This is a genomic window from Pseudomonas sp. BF-B-15 (genome assembly GCF_019946675.1).
Classification (GTDB): domain Bacteria; phylum Pseudomonadota; class Gammaproteobacteria; order Pseudomonadales; family Pseudomonadaceae; genus Aquipseudomonas; species Aquipseudomonas migulae.
The window spans coordinates 1-22,003 of sequence record NZ_JAGYFZ010000022.1 but is presented as its reverse complement, the minus strand read 5'-3'; the positions used below and the strand labels follow the sequence as shown (position 1 = coordinate 22,003).

23 protein-coding genes are annotated in these 22,003 nt (G+C 59.4%); 11 read left to right on the top strand and 12 right to left on the bottom strand.

Translation table 11 applies throughout. The annotated features are described in order from the left end of the window. Positions 1 to 127 precede the first annotated feature (127 nt). The gene (gene typA / locus KGA97_RS09850; RefSeq protein ID WP_008028025.1) at positions 128 to 1,948 is read right to left on the bottom strand and encodes a translational GTPase TypA; all 1,821 of its coding nucleotides are present in this window, start codon (positions 1,946 to 1,948) and stop codon (positions 128 to 130) included. Between the two features lie 139 nt (positions 1,949 to 2,087). Continuing rightward, a complete protein-coding gene (gene thiI / locus KGA97_RS09845; RefSeq protein WP_008040995.1) occupies positions 2,088 to 3,542 on the bottom strand; it encodes a tRNA uracil 4-sulfurtransferase ThiI in 1,455 nt (484 codons plus the stop codon). Between the two features lie 330 nt (positions 3,543 to 3,872). Between thiI and glnA the strand changes: the two genes are divergently transcribed. From glnA to ntrC, 6 genes are all read left to right on the top strand, one after another. Further along, a complete protein-coding gene (gene glnA / locus KGA97_RS09840; RefSeq protein ID WP_008028021.1) occupies positions 3,873 to 5,279 on the top strand; it encodes a type I glutamate--ammonia ligase in 1,407 nt (468 codons plus the stop codon). Between the two features lie 182 nt (positions 5,280 to 5,461). After that, positions 5,462 to 5,887 (top strand): cupin domain-containing protein, encoded by a 426-nt coding sequence (locus KGA97_RS09835; protein ID WP_411738760.1) that lies wholly within the window; start codon positions 5,462 to 5,464, stop codon positions 5,885 to 5,887. Between the two features lie 25 nt (positions 5,888 to 5,912). Next, positions 5,913 to 6,422, top strand: a complete 510-nt coding sequence (locus KGA97_RS09830; protein WP_223480683.1) for a DUF4124 domain-containing protein — start codon at positions 5,913 to 5,915, stop codon at positions 6,420 to 6,422. Continuing rightward, positions 6,419 to 7,039 (top strand): DUF4124 domain-containing protein, encoded by a 621-nt coding sequence (locus KGA97_RS09825; protein ID WP_223480682.1) that lies wholly within the window; start codon positions 6,419 to 6,421, stop codon positions 7,037 to 7,039. The genes KGA97_RS09830 and KGA97_RS09825 overlap by 4 nt, the downstream gene beginning before the upstream one ends. A 230-nt stretch (positions 7,040 to 7,269) precedes the next feature. Continuing rightward, positions 7,270 to 8,355, top strand: coding sequence for a nitrogen regulation protein NR(II) (glnL, locus tag KGA97_RS09820; protein ID WP_008024908.1), 1,086 nt, complete (start codon positions 7,270 to 7,272; stop codon positions 8,353 to 8,355). Next, complete coding sequence (gene ntrC, locus KGA97_RS09815; RefSeq protein WP_064675450.1) at positions 8,352 to 9,788, top strand: nitrogen regulation protein NR(I); 1,437 nt, start codon at positions 8,352 to 8,354, stop codon at positions 9,786 to 9,788. The genes glnL and ntrC overlap by 4 nt, the downstream gene beginning before the upstream one ends. Positions 9,789 to 10,246: 458 nt before the next feature. Here the strand turns inward: ntrC and KGA97_RS09810 are convergent, their stop codons facing one another. Continuing rightward, a complete protein-coding gene (locus KGA97_RS09810; protein ID WP_032828573.1) occupies positions 10,247 to 10,687 on the bottom strand; it encodes a hypothetical protein in 441 nt (146 codons plus the stop codon). Here KGA97_RS09810 and KGA97_RS09805 point away from each other — a divergent pair. Then, positions 10,686 to 11,141: a tRNA (cytidine(34)-2'-O)-methyltransferase gene (locus KGA97_RS09805; RefSeq protein ID WP_008024914.1), complete on the top strand. Its 456-nt coding sequence runs from the start codon at positions 10,686 to 10,688 to the stop codon at positions 11,139 to 11,141. The two genes, KGA97_RS09810 and KGA97_RS09805, sit on opposite strands and share 2 nt — an antisense overlap. Positions 11,142 to 11,263: 122 nt before the next feature. Here KGA97_RS09805 and secB read toward each other — a convergent pair whose 3' ends face one another. Genes secB through KGA97_RS09790 form a run of 3 tightly spaced genes read right to left on the bottom strand, consistent with a single transcriptional unit; the run spans position 11,264 to position 12,460 of the window. Continuing rightward, on the bottom strand, positions 11,264 to 11,749 hold the full coding sequence (gene secB / locus KGA97_RS09800; protein ID WP_007897410.1) for a protein-export chaperone SecB: 486 nt from the start codon (positions 11,747 to 11,749) through the stop codon (positions 11,264 to 11,266). A 41-nt stretch (positions 11,750 to 11,790) separates the two neighbouring features. Next, positions 11,791 to 12,045, bottom strand: a complete 255-nt coding sequence (gene grxC / locus KGA97_RS09795; protein ID WP_008024917.1) for a glutaredoxin 3 — start codon at positions 12,043 to 12,045, stop codon at positions 11,791 to 11,793. 1 nt (position 12,046) lies between these two features. Further along, positions 12,047 to 12,460 (bottom strand): rhodanese-like domain-containing protein, encoded by a 414-nt coding sequence (locus KGA97_RS09790; protein ID WP_214380250.1) that lies wholly within the window; start codon positions 12,458 to 12,460, stop codon positions 12,047 to 12,049. Between the two features lie 153 nt (positions 12,461 to 12,613). Here KGA97_RS09790 and gpmI point away from each other — a divergent pair, with 153 nt between their 5' ends. The 4 genes from gpmI to KGA97_RS09770 all read left to right on the top strand — a co-directional run bounded on the left by gpmI (position 12,614) and on the right by KGA97_RS09770 (position 17,782). Continuing rightward, positions 12,614 to 14,143 carry a 2,3-bisphosphoglycerate-independent phosphoglycerate mutase gene (gene gpmI / locus KGA97_RS09785; protein WP_223480681.1) on the top strand — a complete coding sequence of 510 codons (1,530 nt, stop codon included), beginning with the start codon at positions 12,614 to 12,616 and terminating at the stop codon, positions 14,141 to 14,143. Between the two features lie 217 nt (positions 14,144 to 14,360). After that, complete coding sequence (locus KGA97_RS09780) at positions 14,361 to 15,659, top strand: murein hydrolase activator EnvC family protein (protein ID WP_223480680.1); 1,299 nt, start codon at positions 14,361 to 14,363, stop codon at positions 15,657 to 15,659. Positions 15,660 to 15,693: 34 nt separating this feature from the next. After that, positions 15,694 to 17,013, top strand: coding sequence for a S41 family peptidase (locus KGA97_RS09775; protein ID WP_008024923.1), 1,320 nt, complete (start codon positions 15,694 to 15,696; stop codon positions 17,011 to 17,013). A 1-nt stretch (position 17,014) separates the two neighbouring features. After that, positions 17,015 to 17,782 (top strand): divergent polysaccharide deacetylase family protein, encoded by a 768-nt coding sequence (locus tag KGA97_RS09770; RefSeq protein ID WP_223480679.1) that lies wholly within the window; start codon positions 17,015 to 17,017, stop codon positions 17,780 to 17,782. 113 nt (positions 17,783 to 17,895) lie between these two features. Here KGA97_RS09770 and KGA97_RS09765 read toward each other — a convergent pair whose 3' ends face one another. The 6 genes from KGA97_RS09765 to hisB all read right to left on the bottom strand — a co-directional run bounded on the left by KGA97_RS09765 (position 17,896) and on the right by hisB (position 21,778). Continuing rightward, entirely contained in the window at positions 17,896 to 18,651 is a 756-nt protein-coding gene (locus KGA97_RS09765) for a substrate-binding periplasmic protein (RefSeq protein ID WP_008024926.1), read from the bottom strand. Positions 18,652 to 18,728: 77 nt separating this feature from the next. Further along, on the bottom strand, positions 18,729 to 19,499 hold the full coding sequence (gene hisF, locus KGA97_RS09760) for an imidazole glycerol phosphate synthase subunit HisF (protein WP_223480678.1): 771 nt from the start codon (positions 19,497 to 19,499) through the stop codon (positions 18,729 to 18,731). Positions 19,500 to 19,508: 9 nt separating this feature from the next. After that, positions 19,509 to 20,246: a 1-(5-phosphoribosyl)-5-[(5-phosphoribosylamino)methylideneamino]imidazole-4-carboxamide isomerase gene (gene hisA, locus KGA97_RS09755; RefSeq protein WP_008041005.1), complete on the bottom strand. Its 738-nt coding sequence runs from the start codon at positions 20,244 to 20,246 to the stop codon at positions 19,509 to 19,511. Between the two features lie 42 nt (positions 20,247 to 20,288). Beyond that, positions 20,289 to 20,546, bottom strand: a complete 258-nt coding sequence (locus KGA97_RS09750; RefSeq protein ID WP_008024930.1) for a DUF2164 domain-containing protein — start codon at positions 20,544 to 20,546, stop codon at positions 20,289 to 20,291. Next, a complete protein-coding gene (gene hisH / locus KGA97_RS09745; protein WP_192226824.1) occupies positions 20,547 to 21,185 on the bottom strand; it encodes an imidazole glycerol phosphate synthase subunit HisH in 639 nt (212 codons plus the stop codon). Further along, the gene (gene hisB, locus KGA97_RS09740) at positions 21,185 to 21,778 is read right to left on the bottom strand and encodes an imidazoleglycerol-phosphate dehydratase HisB (RefSeq protein ID WP_003218037.1); all 594 of its coding nucleotides are present in this window, start codon (positions 21,776 to 21,778) and stop codon (positions 21,185 to 21,187) included. The genes hisH and hisB overlap by 1 nt, the downstream gene beginning before the upstream one ends. Positions 21,779 to 22,003: the final 225 nt, after the last annotated feature.

Sequence of the window (22,003 nt, the reverse complement as noted above, 5' to 3'; positions counted from 1 at the left end):
GAGCGAGCGATGCGGCGATCCGACTTGCCCGCGAAGGGGCCGTTGAAAACACCACACAAATCGCAGACAAACAAAAACGCCCCCGGCCTTACGACCGGGGGCGTTTTCATTCAGCCTGAACTAAAACTCAGTTCTTGGCTTTCTTGGCAGCGCGGGTACGCTCGCCTTCGTCCAGGATCTTCTTGCGAAGACGGATGGACTTAGGAGTAACTTCGCACAGCTCGTCGTCCTGGATGAATTCCAGGGCCTGTTCCAGGGTGAAGCGAACAGGTGGAACCAGAGCGATGGTTTCGTCTTTACCCGAAGCACGCATGTTGTCGAGCTTCTTACCTTTGGTTGGGTTGACGCCCATGTCGTTATCACGGCTGTTCAGACCAACGATCTGACCGTTGTAGATTTCCTGACCGTGTTCAACGAACAGCTTGCCACGTGCCTGCAGGGTTTCCAGGGAGTAGGTCAGAGCCTTGCCGGTTTCTACCGATACCAGAACACCGTTCTGACGACCGGACATGTCGCCGGACTTCATGGTGTCGTAGCGATCGAAGATCGAGGTCAGGATGCCAGCACCGTTGGTCAGGGTCAGGAACTGGTTACGGAAACCGATCAGACCACGAGCAGGGATGTTGTATTCCAGACGCACACGGCCTTTGCCATCCGGCACCATGTTGGTCAGGTCGCCCTTACGCAGACCCATCTCTTCCATGACCTTGCCCTGGGATTCTTCAGGGGTGTCGATGGTGACGTTTTCAAACGGTTCCTGCTTCACGCCGTCAACCTGACGGATGATCACTTCAGGACGACCAACGCCCATTTCGAAGCCTTCGCGACGCATGGTTTCGATCAGTACCGAGAGATGCAGCTCACCACGGCCGGAAACCTTGAACTTGTCAGCCGAGTCGCCTTCTTCAACGCGCAGAGCAACGTTGTACAGCAGCTCTTTGTCCAGACGTTCCTTGATGTTACGGGAAGTCACGAACTTGCCTTCTTTACCGCAGAAAGGCGAGTCGTTCACCTGGAAGGTCATGGAAACGGTTGGCTCGTCAACGGTCAGAGGCTTCATCGCCTCGACGTTGTCCGGCTGGCACAGGGTGTCGGAGATGAACAGCGAGTCCATACCGCTCACGCACACGATGTCACCGGCAAACGCTTCTTCAACGTCGATACGGTGCAGACCGTGGTGACCCATCAGCTTCAGGATACGGCCGTTGCGTTTCTTGCCGTCGGCGCCGATGGCGACAACAGGAGTGTTCGGCTTGACGCTACCACGAGCGATACGGCCAACACCGATAACACCCAGGAAGCTGTTGTAGTCCAGTGCCGAGATTTGCATCTGGAACGGGCCTTCACGGTCAACTTTCGGCGCAGGTACGTTGTCGACGATCGACTGGTACAGCGGGGTCATGTCTTCAGCCATGTCGGTGTGGTCCAGACCGGCAATGCCGTTCAGGGCCGAGGCGTAGACGACTTTGAAGTCCAGCTGTTCTTCGGTGGCACCCAGGTTGTCGAACAGGTCGAAGATCTGGTCCAGAACCCAGTCCGGACGCGCGCCTGGACGGTCAACCTTGTTGATGCACACGATCGGACGCAGGCCGGCTTCGAAAGCCTTCTTGGTCACGAAACGGGTTTGCGGCATAGGGCCGTCTTGAGCGTCAACCAGCAGCAGAACGGAGTCAACCATCGACATTACGCGTTCAACTTCGCCGCCGAAGTCGGCGTGGCCCGGGGTGTCCACGATGTTGATGTGGTAGCCGTTCCAGTTGATGGCGGTGTTTTTCGCCAGAATGGTAATACCGCGCTCTTTTTCCTGGTCGTTGGAGTCCATCACGCGCTCGTCGTTGAGCTCGTTGCGCTCCAGAGTGCCGGATTGACGCAGGAGTTTGTCTACCAAGGTGGTTTTACCATGGTCAACGTGAGCAATGATGGCGATGTTGCGTAGATTTTCGATCACTTGTGTATCTCGATCAGAGGATTCGGTGTGCTGACAAGTCTTGGCAGCGATTAACAGTAGAGTCAGGCCTTGCCGTTACAGCTTGACGGCAGAGTCGGGGGGCCGATGACGCAGGCCACAGGCAAACAGCCCCGGGCTCTTAGCTCGGTCGATAAACGCGCACATTGGCATGCCCCTCACTGAGCAAATGGTGGGCATGCAGGCGACTCATCACGCCTTTGTCGCAATACAGCAGGTACTGGCGAGTAGGGTCCAGTTCCTTGAAACGAGCGTTCAATGCATAAAACGGCATCGTCTGTACCTCAATGCCACCGAGTTCCAGCGGCTCGTCTTCAGCGGCATCCGGGTGACGGATGTCGATGATGATCTGGCCCGCCAGTGCTTCGCTGACTTCTTCGATCTGCAAATCCTGGCCCAATTCGTCGATCACGCGATCGATCGGCACCAGTTTGGCGTTCTCGAGCGCACGCTCAAGGACTGCCATGTCGAATTCTTTCTCTTCATGCTCCACCCGGTGGCGCTTGGCAGCCGTCTTCGGGTTGACTGAAATGACCCCGCAATACTCCGGCATGTGCCGGGCGAAATCGGCGGTACCGATTTCGTTGGCCAGATCGATGATGTCCTGCTTGTGACTGGCGATCAGCGGGCGCAGCACCAGCTTCTCGGTCACGCAGTCGATCACGTTCAGATTCGGCAATGTCTGGCTCGACACCTGGGAGATCGCCTCCCCGGTCACCAGCGCTTCGATTTGCAGTCGATCGGCAATTTGGGTCGCAGCGCGCAACATCATACGCTTCAATACTACGCCCATATGACTGTTATCGACTTTACCGAGAATTTCTCCCAGTACTTCCTCGAACGGCACACTGACAAATAACACGCGTTGGGAGCTGCCGTACTTCTTCCAGATGAAGTGCGCGACTTCCATCACGCCCAGTTCGTGGGCCCTTCCGCCCAGGTTGAAGAAGCAGAAGTGGGCCATCAGGCCGCGACGCATGATCTGGTAGGCCGCCACAGTGGAATCGAAGCCGCCGGACATCAGCACAAGTGTCTGCTCCAGTGCACCCAGCGGATAACCGCCGATGCCGTTGTGCTGACTGTGGATCACGAACAACCGTTGGTCGCGAACTTCGATTCGGACTTCGATTTCAGGTTTTTTCAGGTCGATCCCGGCGGCACCGCACTGGCGGCGCAACTGGCTACCGACGTATTTCTCAATATCTATCGAGCTGAATGGGTGCTTGCCGGCGCGTTTGCAACGCACCGAGAAAATCTTGCCGGCCAGTGCATCACCGTAGTGCTGCTTGCATTTTTCAACGATGTCGTCGAAATCACCCAGCGGGTACTCATCGATTTGCAGGAAGTGCGCGACGCCCGGCATGCAGCTCAGACGCTCGCCCATCTCCTTCAGAGCCTTGGGATCGCTGACGCGGGTTTCCAGCTCGAGGTTGTCCCACACGCCGTTCACCACCACGGCCGGATCCAGATCGCGGAGCACGGCACGGATGTTCTTGGCCAACTGGCGGATGAAACGCATCCGTACCGGGCGGCTCTTGATGGTGATCTCTGGGAAGACTTTTACGATTAATTTCATGGAAACAGCGCGCGCGAGGCCTGCCGAAAAAGGGGGGCGCGGATTATAGCGGAAATTGCTCAAGGTTTAACCAGTTAATGTGCAGAAGGTTTTGCACGCACCAAAACAGGTCATTTATTGATTTTAGCGCCACATTGTAGGGCGGGATTTTCCCCATTAATGCGCTTTACACCTTTATAAGCGTGATATTGGGGCAAAAAACCCATGGTGGGGCACTGGCATGCAATTTGCTCCCTTGTGAGGCAGGTTGCCTTGGCAGAGTATTCGCGCCGGCATCACCCACATTCTAAGGGCATCCACTACTAAGCCCGAAGCCACCCGGAGGACACTATGTCGAAGTCGGTTCAACTCATCAAAGATCATGACGTCAAGTGGATTGATCTGCGCTTCACGGACACCAAAGGCACCCAGCACCACGTGACCATGCCGGCTCGCGACGCGCTGGATGAAGACTTCTTCGAAGTCGGCAAGATGTTCGACGGTTCCTCCATCGCTGGCTGGAAAGGCATCGAAGCCTCCGACATGATCCTGCTGCCGGACGACAGCACTGCCGTACTGGACCCGTTCACCGAAGAGCCGACCCTGATCCTGGTCTGCGACATCATCGAACCTTCGAGCATGCAAGGCTACGATCGCGACCCACGTGCGATCGCCAAGCGCGCAGAGGAATACCTCAAATCCACCGCCATCGGCGACACTGTGTATGCCGGTCCGGAGCCAGAGTTCTTCATCTTCGACCAAGTGAAGTTCAAGTCCGACATCTCCGGCTCCATGTTCAAGATCTACTCTGAACAAGGCTCGTGGATGTCCGACCAGGACGTGGAAGGCGGCAACAAAGGCCACCGTCCAGGCGTCAAAGGCGGCTACTTCCCGGTTCCACCGTTCGACCACGACCACGAAATCCGTACCTCCATGTGCAACGCACTGGAAGAAATGGGCCTGACCGTCGAAGTTCACCACCACGAAGTGGCAACTGCCGGCCAGAACGAAATCGGCGTCAAGTTCAACACCCTGGTGAAGAAAGCCGACGAAACCCAAACCCTGAAGTACGTCGTGCACAACGTGGCCGATGCCTACGGCCGCACCGCTACCTTCATGCCTAAGCCACTGTACGGCGACAACGGCTCGGGCATGCACGTGCACATGTCCATCTGGAAAGACGGCAAGAACACCTTCGCAGGTGAAGGCTATGCCGGTCTGTCCGATACCGCTCTGTACTTCATCGGCGGCATCATCAAACACGGTAAGGCCCTGAACGGCTTCACCAACCCGGCGACCAACTCCTACAAGCGTCTGGTTCCAGGCTTCGAAGCTCCAGTAATGCTGGCCTACTCGGCCCGTAACCGCTCCGCTTCGATCCGTATTCCTTACGTGTCGAGCCCGAAAGGCCGCCGTATCGAAGCACGCTTCCCGGATCCAGCTGCCAACCCGTACCTGTGCTTCGCAGCACTGATGATGGCTGGCCTGGACGGTATCCAGAACAAGATCCACCCTGGCGATGCAGCTGACAAAAACCTGTACGACCTGCCGCCTGAAGAGGCGAAAGAGATCCCACAAGTTTGCGGCAGCCTGAAAGAAGCCCTGGAAGAGCTGGACAAAGGTCGTGCGTTCCTGACCAAAGGCGGCGTGTTCTCCGATGACTTCATCGACGCTTACATCGCTCTGAAAAGCGAAGAAGAAATCAAGGTACGCACCTTCGTACACCCACTGGAATACGAGCTGTACTACAGCTGCTGATCCGGTAGCGCCTGCGCAAGCGGCGTGACAAAAAAGAGGCCTCCTTCGGGAGGCCTTTTTTGTGGGCGATTTCTGACAAGAGACGCCTAAATCTCCTAGGGCATTCACAGCATCGTCCGGCATAAACCCTTTTGAGTTGCTCGTAGCCTGTTCCGACTTGCCTGCTCTCAAAGGATGGAACAATGAAAACCTGCCTGCTTACCCCTCTGCTTGCAGCTTTGGCCATGACGGCCTTACAGGGCTGCGACACCACATCACCGACGACAATGAAGGTAGAACGTAAAATACTGCTGCAAAGCAGCACATCCTGGGACAGCACCCCTTACGATCGCTACCCCGACAGCGCGCCCGAACTGTCACTGCTCAAACTCAAGATACCCGCCAATACGGAACTCGACTGGCACACCCATCCAATTCCCAACGCGGCATACATTCTTGCCGGCGAACTGACGGTCGAGAGCAGGGATAGCGGCGAGATCCGGCGCTTCAAGCAAGGCGAGGCGCTGGCTGAAATGGTCAATATCACCCATCGGGGAAAAACCGGCGACAAGCCCGTAGAACTGATTGTGTTCTATGCTGGCAGCCAAGGTATTCCATTGTCGGAGTAATCCTCGCTGCTCATAGGGAGTCTGAATGCGGCCACTCTTGATGCTTCTGCTGCTTTCTTTGGCTTTCCCCACGATGGCTCAGATCTACAAATACACCGACGCCGCCGGCAACACCGCCTACAGCAATCAACCACCCGACGGTGTGAAGGCTCAGCCGGTCGAACTGCCGCCGCTCAACAGCGTCGAGCGCCAGGCGCCTCCTGCCCCACTCGCAGAAGCCACCAACCGCGAACAACCTCGCAGTGCCTACGAGGTGCTGGAGCTGACCAACCTGCCCACCACCGAAGCGCTGCGGGCCAACAACGGCACCTTCACCGTCAACGTGTCGATCAAACCGCGCTTGCAAGGCCCGCATCTTTTCAGGCTGCTGCTGGACGACCAGCCTTACGGCCAGCCGAGCAACGTGCCGATCCTGCAACTGGTCAACATTGATCGCGGCACTCACAGCCTCGCGGTGCAGGTGATCGACAGGGAGGACATCGTGCAGCAGAGTCCGACCGTGACCTTCACGGTACAGCGAGTGCACAAGCCGTGAGGTTATGGCTGCTGGCCGCCTGCCTGATCGCGCTGTCCGCATCGGCCGAAGTCTTCACTTACATCGACACACAGGGCAATCGGGTCTTCACCGACCAGCCTGGCTCCGGCAACGCCAAACGTGTGCCGCTGGCGACGAGCAACCGCATGTCCGCCAACCCGACCGGCGCAGCGCCGGTGATCGCAGAGAAAAAAACCGAAGCCAGGCCGATGTTCCGCTATGACATGCTCCGGGTGCTGGTTCCCGAGCCCGACGCCACAATCCGCAGCAGCGCCGGCGAGCTGATCGTCAGCATCACCAGCGAGCCCGGCCTGCAACGAGGCCATCGCTACCGCTTGTTGCTGGACGGGCAGCCCACCGCTGAACCTGGCCCGAGCCCGGTGTTCGCCTTGAGCAACATCGATCGCGGCAGCCACAACCTGTCCGTGGAAATCCTCGACGAACACGGCCGCATCGTCGAGCGCACCGCCAATCAACCCTTCCACATGCTGCGCATTTCCCTGGCACAAAAACGCCAGGTCAAACCCTGCGCGCTGACCGACTACGGCCAACGACCGGAATGTCCGCTCAAGGACAAACCCATCGAGCCAAAAAATCCCTTCCTGCGTTTCTTCTAACCTCGTTCAGCTTTGCGCACTATATTGGTGCGATAGGTTGCACCGTACCCAAATATCAACCCATTTTGGTTCGAAAGTACCCGCAAAAGCTGGCAGAACGCCACGCAAACGAGCGTCAAACGCCCGTTTCAGGCCTTTGACGCTTCTTTTCGGAGCCTTGGTTTGGTTTTTGCATTTTCCTCATATCGGCGCGTTATTCACGCGCATGCCCTGCTCCAAAAGAGGTCCTGATGACCATTAGCGACGCACTGCATCGATTGCTGCTCGACAACCTGACCACCGCCACCATCCTGCTCGACGCCGAACTGCGCCTCGAGTACATGAACCCGGCGGCGGAGATGCTGCTGGCCATCAGCGGCCAGCGCAGCCATGGGCAGTTCATCAGTGAGTTGTTCACCGAATCCACCGAAGCCCTGAATTCCCTGCGCCAGGCAGTCGAGCAGGCGCATCCGTTCACCAAACGCGAAGCGATGCTCACCGCCCTGACCGGCCAGACGCTGACCGTCGATTACGCGGTCACACCGATCCTGGCCAACGGCGCCACCATGCTGCTGCTGGAAGTCCACCCGCGTGACCGCTTGCTGCGAATCACCAAGGAAGAGGCGCAGCTGTCGAAGCAGGAAACCAGCAAGATGCTGGTGCGCGGCCTCGCTCACGAGATCAAGAATCCGCTCGGCGGGATTCGCGGTGCGGCCCAGCTGCTCGCCCGCGAGCTGCCGGAAGAAAGCCTGCGCGACTACACCAACGTCATCATTGAAGAAGCCGACCGCCTGCGAAACCTGGTCGATCGCATGCTCGGCTCCAACAAGTTGCCATCGCTGGCCATGTGCAACGTCCACGAAGTGCTGGAACGCGTCTGCCACTTGGTCGAGGCCGAAAGCCAGGGCTGCATCACATTGGTGCGCGATTACGACCCAAGCATTCCCGACGTGTTGATCGACCGCGAACAGATGATTCAGGCCGTCCTGAATATCGTGCGCAACGCAATGCAGGCCATCAGCAGCCAGAACGAGCTGCGCCTGGGCCGCATCAGCCTGCGCACCCGCGCCATGCGCCAGTTCACCATCGGCCACGTGCGCCATCGCCTGGTGACCAAGATCGAAATCATCGACAACGGCCCCGGCATTCCTGCGGAACTTCAGGAAACCATCTTCTTTCCCATGGTCAGCGGGCGCCCGGACGGTACCGGGCTCGGCCTGGCCATTACCCAGAACATCATCAGCCAGCACCAGGGCCTGATCGAATGTGACAGCCATCCAGGCCACACCACCTTCTCGATCTTTCTGCCACTGGAACAAGGAGCCACATCGACATGAGCCGTAGTGAAACCGTGTGGATCGTCGATGACGACCGTTCTATCCGTTGGGTCCTGGAAAAAGCCTTGCAGCAGGAAGGCATGACCACGCAAAGCTTCGACAGCGCCGATGGCGTGATGAGCCGCCTGGCGCGCCAGCAGCCGGACGTGATCATCTCCGACATTCGCATGCCGGGTGCCAGCGGTCTGGACCTTCTGGCGCGGATTCGCGAGCAACACCCACGGCTGCCAGTGATCATCATGACTGCGCACTCCGATCTGGACAGCGCTGTCGCGTCCTATCAGGGCGGCGCATTCGAATACCTGCCCAAGCCGTTCGATGTCGACGAAGCGGTGTCCCTGGTCAAGCGCGCCAACCAGCACGCCCAGGAACAGCAAGGCCTGGAAGTCCCGGTCGCCCTGACCCGCACCCCGGAAATCATCGGCGAAGCGCCGGCGATGCAGGAAGTGTTTCGCGCCATCGGGCGCTTGAGCCACTCCAACATCACCGTGCTGATCAACGGTGAATCGGGTACGGGCAAAGAGCTGGTCGCCCACGCCCTGCACCGTCACAGCCCACGGGCGGCTTCGCCATTCATTGCGCTGAACATGGCGGCCATCCCGAAAGACCTGATGGAATCCGAGCTGTTCGGCCATGAAAAAGGCGCGTTCACCGGTGCGGCCAACCTGCGTCGCGGACGATTCGAACAGGCGGATGGCGGCACGCTGTTCCTTGATGAAATCGGCGACATGCCGGCGGACACACAGACCCGTTTGCTGCGCGTGCTGGCAGACGGCGAGTTCTACCGCGTCGGCGGCCACGTGCCGGTCAAAGTCGACGTGCGGATCATCGCCGCGACTCACCAGAACCTGGAAACCCTGGTGCACGCCGGGAAATTCCGAGAAGACTTGTTCCACCGCCTCAACGTGATCCGCATTCATATTCCACGGTTGTCGGACCGTCGCGAAGACATCCCGACCCTCGCCAAACACTTCCTCAGCCGCGCCGCGCAAGAACTGGCGGTCGAGCCGAAGCTGTTGAAAAGCGAAACAGAGGAATACCTGAAGAACCTGCCGTGGGGCGGCAACGTCCGTCAGCTGGAAAACACCTGCCGCTGGATCACAGTGATGGCTTCGGGTCGCGAAGTGCACATCAGCGACCTGCCGCCAGAGCTGCTGAGCCTGCCGCAGGATTCGGCGCCGGTGACCAACTGGGAGCAAGCGCTGCGCCAGTGGGCCGATCAGGCGTTGGCTCGCGGCCAGTCGAGCCTGCTCGACAGCGCAGTGCCGGCGTTTGAGCGGATCATGATCGAGACTGCGCTCAAGCACACCGCTGGCCGTCGTCGTGACGCTGCGGTTTTGCTGGGCTGGGGGCGTAATACCCTGACGCGCAAGATCAAGGAACTGGGGATGAAGGTGGATGGTGGGGATGATGATGAGGGGGAAGAGGGTTAATCAGCCTTTAGATCATCATCGTTGCCCGCGAAGCTTTTGGGGCCACGGTGCACCGCCTGAATGCACCGTGAACCGCAATCGCGCACACCAACTGATCCAAAATCCCGCCTGCGTTCACAATCGAACCCCTGGCGAAAAAACACGAAAGCCCCGTATTACGGGGCTTTTGGCGTTTCAGAGCGCGTGATTGTTTCAAGCTGTTAAAAACTGGCACGCCCCCTGCAATAGTCCATTCAGTGATTCAGTTCACTACCCGGTTTCGGGGACCTTGGTACAGGCAGGCCGGGGATTCCCCTCTTTACATCGGGCTCACACCGCACTTGCGACGAGCCCAAACAGTTTTGGGGCCCTTGATACAGGCAGGTCAGGGGTTCCTTCTTTACACCGGGCTCACGACGCAATGCGCGAGCCCTGCCGTTTTGGGAACCTTGGTACAGGCAGGCCGGGGATTCCCTCTTTTATTGCTCTCGGAGATGGATCTCCAGCCGCCAGCGATCATCGACCTCGCTACCGGCCCACTCGCCCTGCAGTGGCCGGGCCGCCACCACCGACAGCAACAACCCCCCATCACTCAATCGCACCCGCCAGTTCACGTTCTTGTCGTTGAGCTTGAGCTGACCTTTCTGCGTCTTGCCCTCCGCCTCGAACAGCAACGCCAGGCTGCCGTCGATAAACTCGCCGTGGGACTTGGGTTCGTTGTTGAACCACACCACCAGGCCGTCGTTCGTCACCTCGATCTGCTGCAATTCACTGGGGTCGGGCGTGGTCAGGCGACCGATCATCAGCCCCACCATTACCCCGACAATCGCCAGCGAACCCATCACGCGCGGGAATAGTTTCGAACGGGGATCCGCTTGCGGCGTAGAATGCCCGTCATCTTTACCTTCGGAGCCGTGCATGTTTCACGTCATCCTTTTTCAACCAGAAATTCCGCCGAATACCGGCAACGTTATCAGGCTGTGCGCCAACAGTGGCTGCCACCTGCATTTGATCGAACCGCTGGGCTTCGAGATGGACGACAAGCGCCTGCGCCGGGCCGGCCTCGATTACCACGAGTATGCCACCCTGCAACGCCATGCGGACCTCGCCAGTTGCCTGGAGAGCCTTGGTCATCCAAGGGTGTTCGCGTTTACCACCAAGGGTTCGCGGCCGTTCCACGACGCGAGTTTCGCCGAGGGCGATGCCTTTCTGTTCGGCCCGGAAAGCCGAGGCTTGCCGGCGGAAGTGCTGGATGCCCTGCCAGGCGAACAACGTCTTCGTTTGCCGATGCGCGAAGGCTGTCGCAGCCTGAACCTGTCGAACACTGTGGCGGTTGCCGTCTACGAGGGCTGGCGCCAGCTCGGATTCAAGTAACCCCCCATAACAAATGTGGGAGTGAGCCTGCTCGCGATGGCGGTGTGTCAGCTGACATTGATGTCATCTGACACACCGCCATCGCGAGCAGGCTCACTCCCACACGGGTGTCGCTGCGCAGCTTATTGAACGGTCGGAGTCTCGCCAGCCGCCTGCATGCGTTGCAGTTCTTGTGCGTACAGCGCGTCGAAGTTCACCGGGGCCAGCATCAGGGCCGGGAACGAACCACGGGTCACCAGGCTGTCCAGGGTTTCGCGAGCGTACGGGAACAGGATGTTCGGGCAGAACGCGCCGAGGGTGTGGCTCATCGAAGCGTCGTCCAGGTTCTTGATCAGGAAGATCCCGGCCTGTTGCACTTCAGCGATGAACGCTACTTCTTCACCGTTTTTCACGGTCACGGACAGGGTCAGCACGACTTCGTGGAAGTCGCCTTCCAGTGCCTTCTGGCGGGTGTTCAGATCCAGACCGACGCTTGGTTCCCACTGCTGGCGGAAGATCGCCGGGCTTTTCGGGGCTTCGAACGACAAGTCACGTACGTAGATGCGCTGCAAGGAGAATTGCGGTGCGGTTTCTTCTTCGCTAGCTGCAGTGTTCTGTTGGTCAGTCATCTCAGATCCTTTCTGATCTTGGGGTCTTATAGGGAAGGCATTCAGGCCTTGAGCATGGCGTCGAGCTTGCCGGCGCGCTCAAGGGCAAACAAATCATCACAACCGCCAACGTGGCGCTCACCGATCCAGATCTGCGGCACGGACGTACGCCCGGCCTTCTGGGCCATGGCGGCGCGCACCTGCGGCTTGCCATCGACCTTGATCTCTTCGAAGGCCACGCCTTTGTTCTCGAGCAGGTACTTGGCTCGCGAGCAGTAAGGGCAGTAATCGCTGGAATAGACGACGACGTTGCTCATATCACTTCACCAGCGGCAGGTTGTCGCCTTTCCAGCTGGAAATACCGCCGGACAGCTTGGCGGCGGTGAAGCCGGACTTCATCAGTTCGCGAGCGTGAGTGCCGGCGGTCTGGCCCATGGCGTCGACCAGGATGATGGTCTTGGCCTTGTGCTTTTCCAGTTCGGCCACGCGAGCGGCCAGTTTGTCGTGAGGAATGTTCAACGCGCCAACAATATGACCGGCGGCGAAATCCTTGACCGGACGAATGTCGATCACAACGCCCGCGTCCTTGTTGACCAGGCCGGTCAGTTCACCGGTGCTCAGGCTGCGGCCGCCGCCTTGCATCTGATAGGCCAACAGCAGGGCCGCCAGTACAACGAAGATACCCACAAGAATGTAGTGGTTGGTGGCGAATTGAATCAGATGATCAACCATCGAAGGAGGTTCCAGGGCGTTAAAATGTCGGCCAGTATACACAGCCACTATGGTGGGCCAAACCCCGTCCGGCGGTGACGCCGTCGGAACTTCGCTTTAAACTGCCACTCCCTTTTCCATTGCCCTCTTTTAACTCAGCCACGAGTGGAATCCATGACTACCACGCCTAAACCTTTGGTCCTGATTATTCTCGACGGCTTCGGTCACAGTGAGAGCCCTGAATCCAACGCCATCTATGCGGCGAAGAAGCCCGTACTGGACCGTCTGTGGGCCACCGTGCCGAACGGTCTGATCTCGGGCAGTGGCATGGACGTCGGCCTGCCGGATGGCCAGATGGGCAACTCTGAAGTCGGCCACATGAACCTCGGCGCCGGCCGCGTTGTGTATCAAGACTTTACTCGCGTGACCAAATCGATCCGCGACGGCGAGTTCTTCGAGAACCCAACCATCTGCGCGGCTGTGGATAAAGCCGTTGCCGCCGGCAAAGCCGTGCACTTCATGGGCCTGCTGTCCGATGGCGGCGTTCACAGCCACCAGGATCACCTGGTTGCCATGGCCGAACTGGCTGCCAAACGCGGCGCGGAAAAAATCTACCTGCACGCCTTCCTCGATGGCCGAGACACGCCGCCGAAAAGCGCCCAGTCGTCGATCGAACTGCTCGACGCGACCTTCCAGGCCCTCGGCAAAGGCCGGATCGCCAGCATTATTGGCCGTTACTTCGCCATGGACCGCGACAACCGTTGGGACCGCGTGTCCCAGGCTTACAACCTGATCGTCGATGGCAATGGCGAATTCAACGCCGCCAGCGCCCAGGAAGGCCTGCAAGCCGCGTACGAGCGTGGCGAGAGCGACGAATTCGTCAAAGCCACCTCCATCGGCGAGCCGGTTAAAGTCGAAGACGGCGACGCCATAGTGTTCATGAACTTCCGCGCCGACCGCGCCCGCGAGCTGACCCGCGTGTTCGTCGAAGACGGTTTCAAGGATTTCGAACGTGCGCGCCAGCCAAAACTGGCCGGTTTCGTCATGCTCACCCAATACGCCGCCAGCATCCCCGCGCCATCGGCCTTCGCCGCCGGCAGCCTGGACAACGTGCTCGGCGACTTCCTGGCGAAAAACGGCAAGACGCAGCTGCGCATCGCCGAAACCGAGAAGTATGCCCACGTGACCTTCTTCTTCTCCGGCGGCCGTGAAGAACCGTTCCCGGGCGAAGAACGCATCCTGATCCCGTCGCCGAAAGTCGCTACTTATGACTTGCAGCCGGAAATGAGTGCGCCGGAAGTCACCGACCGCATCGTCGATGCCATCGAAAACCAGCGTTACGACGTGATCGTGGTCAACTACGCCAACGGCGACATGGTCGGCCACAGCGGCGTGTTCGAAGCAGCGGTGAAAGCCGTGGAATGCCTGGACCTGTGCGTCGGCCGCATCGTCGATGCGCTGGACAAAGTCGGCGGCGAAGCGCTGATCACGGCTGACCACGGCAACGTCGAGCAAATGTCCGACGAAACCACCGGCCAGGCGCATACCGCGCACACCACCGAGCCGGTGCCGTTCATTTATGTCGGCAAGCGTGACTTGAAGGTGCGTGAAGGCGGCGTGTTGGCGGATGTGGCGCCGACCATGCTGAAGCTGTTGGGCCTGGAAAAACCGGCTGAAATGACCGGGACTTCGATTCTCGTCTAATCACCGTCAATCCCTGTGGGAGCGAGCCTGCTCGCGATAGCTATCTGACCGTCGACATCTATGTTGAATGTTAAGGCCCTATCGCGAGCAGGCTCGCTCCTACAGTGGGTTTGCGGTGTTTTTCGGGCCGGTTATCACACAGCCCCAATTGGGCGTTTTTTTTGCAGCGTGGGGCGGGCATACTAGGCCGTCCCTTTCCCTGGTGTCGCCCGCCTCTATGCTTCGCGTCCTGATAGCCCTTGCCCTGACTTGCCTGCTCCAACCGGCCTTTGCTGACGAGCGCGCGCAAACCCAACAACAGTTGGACGCCACGCGTCAGGACATCGCCGAGCTGAAAAAACTGCTGGGTAAGCTCCAGGAAGAAAAATCCGGGGTGCAGAAAGACCTCAAGGGCACCGAGACCGAGATGGGCAAGCTCGAGAAGCAGGTCGAAGCCCTGCAAAAAGAGCTGAAGAAAAGCGAATCCGAGCTGCAGCGTCTCGATGGTGAGAAAAAAAAACTCCAGAGCGCGCGCATTGAACAGCAAAGACTGATCGCCATTCAGGCCCGCGCGGCCTATCAGAACGGCCGTCAGGAGTATTTGAAGCTGCTGCTCAACCAGCAGAATCCGGAAAAATTCGCCCGCACCCTCACCTATTACGATTACCTGAGCCAGGCCCGCCTGGAGCAGTTGAAGAGTTTCAACGAAACCTTGCGCCAACTGGCCAACGTCGAAAAAGACATCGCCCTGCAACAAGCGCAGTTGCTGGTGCAAAAGAGCAGCCTCGACAGCCAGCGCGATGAACTCGACAAAGTCCGTCAGGAACGCCAGCAAGTCCTCGCCAAGCTCAGCGATGACGTAAAGGCTCGCGATCAGAAACTGGCCGCCCGCGAGCAAGATCAGGCAGACCTGTCTAAAGTCCTTAAAACCATCGAAGAAACCCTGGCCCGCCAGGCTCGTGAGGCAGAAGAAGCGCGGCAAAAAGCGCTGATTGCCCAGCAGGAAGCCGAAAAAAAGCGTTTACGTGAGGTTCAGGCGGCAGCAGATGCAGACGCCACTGACGCCCCACGCAAACCCGTTAAATCGACACCCGGCGCCTTGGTATCAAGCTCAGGCGAGACGTTTGGCGGCCCGTTTGCTTCCAGCCGGGGAAAACTTCCATGGCCGGTTGATGGTCGACTGCTGGCACGCTTTGGCGAAACCCGTGGCGACGACGCCCGCACCAAGTGGGACGGCGTGATGATCAGCGCCTCCGCCGGCAGCCAGGTGCATGCCGTGCACGGTGGTCGCGTGGTGTTTGCCGACTGGCTGCGCGGTGCCGGCTTGCTGGTGATCCTTGACCACGGCAACGGTTTTTTGAGTCTTTACGGTCACAACCAGACGCTGCTCAAGTCTGCGGGTGACGTGGTGAAAGCCGGTGAGTCCATCTCCACTGTCGGTAACAGCGGCGGGCAGGACACTCCAGCACTGTATTTCGCAATTCGTCAGCAGGGTCACCCGAGTGATCCGGCGCAATGGTGCCGCGCGCAAGGATAGGCGTTGAGTCACCTACATTAGGAGTTCGTTCGACATGCTGCATTTGTCCCGTCTTACCTCGCTGGCCCTGACGATCGCCCTGGTGATCGGCGCGCCTCTGGCGTTCGCTGCTCAACCGGCTCCGGCGGTCGCGCCTGCGGGCACTGCTGCGACTACCAAGGCGCCGCTGCCGCTGGAAGAGTTGCGCACCTTTGCCGAGGTCATGGACCGGATCAAGGCAGCCTATGTCGAACCGGTGGACGACAAGACCCTGCTGGAAAACGCCATCAAAGGCATGCTCAGCAACCTCGACCCGCACTCCGCCTACCTGGGCCCGGAAGACTTCGCTGAGTTGCAGGAAAGCACCAGCGGCGAATTCGGCGGCCTGGGCATCGAAGTCGGTGCCGAAGACGGTTTCATCAAGGTGGTTTCGCCGATTGATGACACGCCCGCCTCGAAGGCCGGCATTCAGGCCGGCGACTTCATCGTCAAGATCAACGGCCAGCCGACTCGCGGCCAGAGCATGACCGAAGCCGTGGACAAGATGCGCGGCAAGATCGGCCAGAAAATCACCCTGACCCTGGTTCGCGATGGCGGCACACCCTTCGACGTAACACTGTCCCGCGCCATCATTCAGGTGAAGAGCGTGAAGAGCCAGTTGCTGGAGTCCGGCTACGGCTACATCCGCATCACCCAGTTCCAGGTCAAGACCGGCGAAGAAGTCTCCAAGGCCCTGGCCAAGTTGCGCAAGGACAACGGCAAGAAGCTCAAAGGCATCATCCTCGACCTGCGTAACAACCCGGGTGGCGTGCTGCAGGCGGCGGTGGAAGTGGTTGACCACTTCATCACCAAGGGCCTGATCGTTTACACCAAGGGCCGCATCGCCAACTCCGAGCTGCGCTTCTCCGCCACCGGCAAAGACGAAAGCGAAGCGGTGCCGATGGTTGCACTGATCAACGGCGGCAGCGCCTCGGCCTCGGAAATTGTGGCCGGCGCCCTGCAGGATCAGAAACGCGCGGTGGTCATGGGCACCACCAGTTTCGGCAAGGGCTCGGTGCAAACCGTGCTGCCGCTGAACAACGACCGCGCGCTGAAGATCACCACGGCGCTGTATTACACGCCGAACGGCCGCTCGATCCAGGCCCAGGGCATCGTCCCGGACATCGAAGTGCGCAAGGCCAAGATCACCAGCGAGCAGGACGGCGAATACTTCAAGGAAGCCGATCTGCAAGGTCACCTGGGCAATGGCAACGGCGGCGCCGACAAACCGACCGGCTCCAGCGCCAAGGCCAAGGCAATGCCGCAGGACGATGATTACCAGTTGGCCCAGGCCCTGAGCCTGCTCAAAGGGTTGAGCATCACTTCCGGCCGCTGAGATGCGCCTGCGGTTGGTTCTCGGTCTGCTGTGCTGTCTGGCGGGTGTTGCTCACGCGGCGCCCGCCCCTCAAAAAGCCTACATCAGCCTGATCATCGATGACCTGGGGCAGAACCTGCCCCGGGATCGCCGCGTGCTGGCCCTGCCCGGCCCGGTGACCACGGCGATCATGCCCGACACCCCCCACGCCACCGAATTCGCTCGCGAAGCCCATCGCGCCGGCAAGATCGTCATCCTGCACATGCCGATGGACCCCGCCACGGGGCCGTTCGCCTGGCATCCCGAGCTGCCCATCGAAGAGCTGGAGAAGCGCCTCAACGCGGCGTTCAAAATGGTCCCGTACACAAGCGGCATCAACAACCACATGGGCAGTCGCATGACCGCACAGCAACCCGCCATGGCCTGGTTGATGTCGGAATTGCAACGGCGGCACAAGTTCTTCGTCGACAGCCGCACCAGCGCGCAAACCGTGGCAGCGGCCGAAGCGCAGAAGATTGGGTTGGCGAGTGTTTCGCGGGATGTGTTTCTGGATGATGAGCGAACGGAAGCGGCGATCTTCACCCAGCTACAGACCGCGATCAATCTGGCGCACAAACAGGGTTCGGCGGTGATGATCGGGCATCCGTATCCGCAGACGCTGGCAGTGCTGGAGCGCGAATTGCCGAAGCTGAAAGCTCAGGGCATTGACTGGATTGATATCAAGTTGATGATCAGCGTGCGCAGCAACCGCGCAACGACTGCGCATGGCAAGGACGGCGTTTACCGCTAATCAACGGAACCACTGTAGGAGCCAGCTTGCTGGCGATAGCGGCCTCGAATCATGCATCGATTTCACTGCCGCTATCGCCAGCAAGCCGGCTCCTACAAGGATTGGGTGGACGGTTAGAGATACCGCCCCATGATCTCGTCCACCACGCCTTCCTTGCGCAGCTGATCCAGCGCGGCTTGCAGCTTGGCGACGGTTTCATCCGGCACGTCTTTGTTCAGCGCCAAATACAACTCCGCACTGTTGAAGCGCAGCACGGTCTTGAGCCCGGTGACACCGTCCTGACGCGCCAGGTAACGCCCGGCCGGGTCGCCCGTGGCCCACAAGTCGATCTGGCCGCTGGTCAGCTTCTTCGCGTTGTCCTGATCCCGCAGCACGACAATCGGCTTCAACCCTTGCTTGGCCAGCGTCTCGGCAATCGCGTCGCCCTTGTACGCACCGATCTTGTATTTACGCGCGTCTTCCAGCGTTTCCAGGCTGATCTTGCTGTCCGCCTTGGCCAGCATGATCCAGTCATCCGGACCGATCGGGCCGACCCACTTGAAGAGCTTTTCACGGTCCGGCAGCCGCGCCATCACGAACACGCCATACCCGGGTTTCTCGAGGGCGAGCTTGTAGATACGCTCCCAGGGGAAACGCAGGGTCAGGCTGTAGGTTACGTCGGCACGCTTGAACATCTCGCGGACAATGTCCACGGCGATGCCATTGATGTTCTCGTCCTGAGCGAAGTTCTTGCCGTTCTTGGCCATGTTGTAAGGCGGGAAGTTTTCCGTCAGCAGCACCAGGTCGGCGTCGGGATTTTCGGTGGCGTGCACGCCACTGATCTGCAATAGAGAAGCGCTGGCGAGGGCAAGAAGAAGGCGTTTGAGCATGTCTGGCTACCGAGATCCATGGCGTACCCAAGAGTGCCTTGAGCCCGCCATGATGTCCACTGGCCTGTATCGTTTGTTTAGCGCATCACGATGCCGCGATGGGTCATGTAGGCCTTGGCTTCCTGCACGGTGTATTCGCCGAAATGGAAAATACTCGCGGCCAGAACGGCGCTGGCGTGACCTTCGATAATGCCGTCGGCCAAATGCTGCAGGTTACCGACGCCGCCGGAAGCGATCACCGGAATACCCAGCGCATCGCTGATCGCACGGGTAACGCCCAGGTCGAAGCCGTTTTTCATGCCGTCCTGGTCCATGCTGGTCAGCAGGATTTCGCCGGCTCCCAGGCCTTCCATCTTCTTCGCCCACTCGACGGCGTCGAGACCGGTCGGCTTGCGCCCGCCGTGAGTGAAGATTTCCCAACGCGGGGTTTCGCCCGGACCGGAGACCTTCTTCGCGTCGATGGCAACCACGATGCACTGCGAACCGAAATGCTGCGCCGCCTCACCCACGAATTCCGGGTTGAACACGGCGGCGGTGTTGATCGACACCTTGTCCGCGCCGGCATTCAGCAGGTTGCGAATGTCCTGCACGGTGCGCACGCCGCCGCCAACGGTCAGCGGAATAAAGACCTGGCTGGCCATGCGCTCAACGGTATGCAGCGTGGTGTCGCGACCGTCGACGCTGGCGGTGATGTCGAGAAAAGTAATCTCGTCGGCACCCTGCTCGTCGTAACGACGGGCGATTTCCACCGGGTCGCCGGCATCGCGGATGTTTTCGAACTTCACACCTTTGACGACCCGGCCGTTATCCACGTCCAGGCAAGGGATGATGCGTTTGGCCAGCGCCATGGTCAGTCCTCAGCCTTTGTACGAATCGCAGAAAGCTTGCGCTTCAGCGACGTCGAGGGTGCCTTCGTAGATCGCCCGGCCGGTGATCGCGCCGATGATGCCCGGTGCCTTGGCGTCGAGCAGCGACTTGATGTCGCCCAGGTTGTGGATACCACCGGAAGCAATAACAGGGATCTTCGTGGCCGCAGCCAGCGCAGCGGTGAACGGCACGTTGCAGCCCTGCATCATGCCGTCTTTGGCGATGTCGGTATAAACGATCGCAGACACGCCGTCGGCTTCGAATTGCTTGGCCAGGTCGATGACCTGAACGGTGCTGATTTCAGCCCAGCCATCGGTGGCGACGAAACCGTCTTTGGCATCGAGGCCGACGATCACTTTGCCCGGGAACGCGCGGCAGGCTTCAGCAACGAACGCCGGATCTTTCACGGCTTTGGTGCCGATGATCACGTAGCTCACGCCCGCTTTGACGTAGTGCTCGATGGTTTCCAGCGAGCGGATACCGCCGCCGATCTGGATCGGCAGGTTCGGGTAGCGTTTGGCGATGGCGGTGACCACTTCGCCGTTGACCGGCTGGCCTTCGAAGGCACCGTTCAGGTCGACCAGATGCAGACGACGGCAACCGCCCTCCACCCACTTGGCGGCCATGCTCACCGGGTCATCGGAGAACACCGTGGAATCTTCCATTCGGCCCTGGCGCAGACGAACACAGGCGCCGTCCTTGAGATCGATAGCGGGAATAATCAGCATCTGGCAAACCTTCAAATTCGAGTGTTCAGCTTCGCTCGGAAATCAGTTTTTCTCGAGCGCCCACAAGTCGCTTTCGATGCTTTCGAACCTTTCTTTAAGGTGCGTCTGCACATCGAAAATCGCCCTGTTGTAATAGTGCGGCGCAATTTCACGGGTAAACAGCTCAAGGATTTCGGCCGCTTCGAACGAACCCAGGTCCAGTTCGAAGCGATCCTCCATGAAGCGCTTGATCTTGTGATTGGCCTCGTTCTCCTGCTCGGGAGTGAGGGTCAGGATCGGCGGCTTCTTCTTGACGGCCATTTACCAGCGACCATCCCACGCAGCGAAGTTCTGCAGCAATTGCAGGCCATGGGTATGGCTCTTCTCCGGGTGGAACTGCACGGCGAAACGCGAGCCATCGGCCAGCGCCGCAGCGAAATCGACACCGTAGTGACCGCCACCGACCACCTGCCGCGCGTTACCGGCAGCGATGTAGTAGCTGTGCACGAAGTAGAAACGCGCCAGGTCCGGAATGTTGTGCCACAGCGGGTGACTCACCGTCTGCTTCACTTCGTTCCAGCCCATGTGCGGGACTTTCAGGTGTTCGCCGTCTTCAACAAGGCCTTTGCCGAAGAACTTCACCGCGCCCGGGAACAGGCCGATGCAGTCGACGCCGTCGTTCTCTTCACTTGTGTCGAGCAAGGCTTGCATGCCGACGCAGATGCCGAGGAACGGACGGTCCTGGCTGACTTCACGCACCAACGAGTCGAAACCCAGGCGACGGATCTCCGCCATGCAATCGCGAATCGCGCCGACGCCGGGGAAAACCACCCGGTCAGCTTCGCGAATCACGTCGGCATCACTGGTGATCAAGACCTTGCCGGCACCGACGTGCTCGAGGGCCTTGGCCACCGAGTGCAGGTTACCCATGCCGTAATCGATAACCGCGACCGTCTGCATTACAGAACGCCTTTGGTCGATGGCATCTGACCGGCCATGCGGTCATCGAGCTCTACGGCCATGCGCAGTGCGCGGCCGAAAGCCTTGAACACGGTTTCGATCTGGTGGTGGGTGTTGGTGCCACGCAGGTTGTCGATGTGCAGGCTGACCAGCGCGTGGTTGACGAAGCCCTGGAAGAATTCCTGGAACAGGTCAACGTCGAAACCGCCAACAGTGGCGCGGGTATAGGGAACATGCATCTGCAGGCCAGGGCGGCCGGAGAAGTCGATCACCACGCGCGACAGCGCTTCATCGAGCGGCACGTAGGCGTGGCCGTAGCGACGGATGCCTTTCTTGTCGCCGATGGCTTTGGCGAAAGCCTGACCCAAGGTGATACCGACGTCTTCCACGGTGTGGTGGTCGTCGATATGCAGGTCGCCCTTGCTGACGATATCCAGGTCGATCAGCCCGTGACGGGCGATCTGGTCCAGCATGTGCTCAAGAAAAGGAACACCGATATCAAATCGGGCCTTTCCGGTGCCATCCAGGTTGATCGAGGCTTTGATCTGGGTTTCCAGAGTGTCGCGCTCGACTGACGCCTTACGTTCGGCCATCACCAGCTCCGCAAAATCATTGGGCGAAAAAGGCAGCCATTATAGGGGCGCGGGGCCGAAACAGAAACACGATACGTGATATCGCTGACGGACTGGACCCAGTGCTGACGAGGATAGACATGTCAGTACAAGCCGATTTCATGGCCATACCGGAAACAAATGTGGGAGCGAGCCTGCTCGCGATGACGGAGTGTCAGCCACATAGATGTTGACTGACACTCCGTC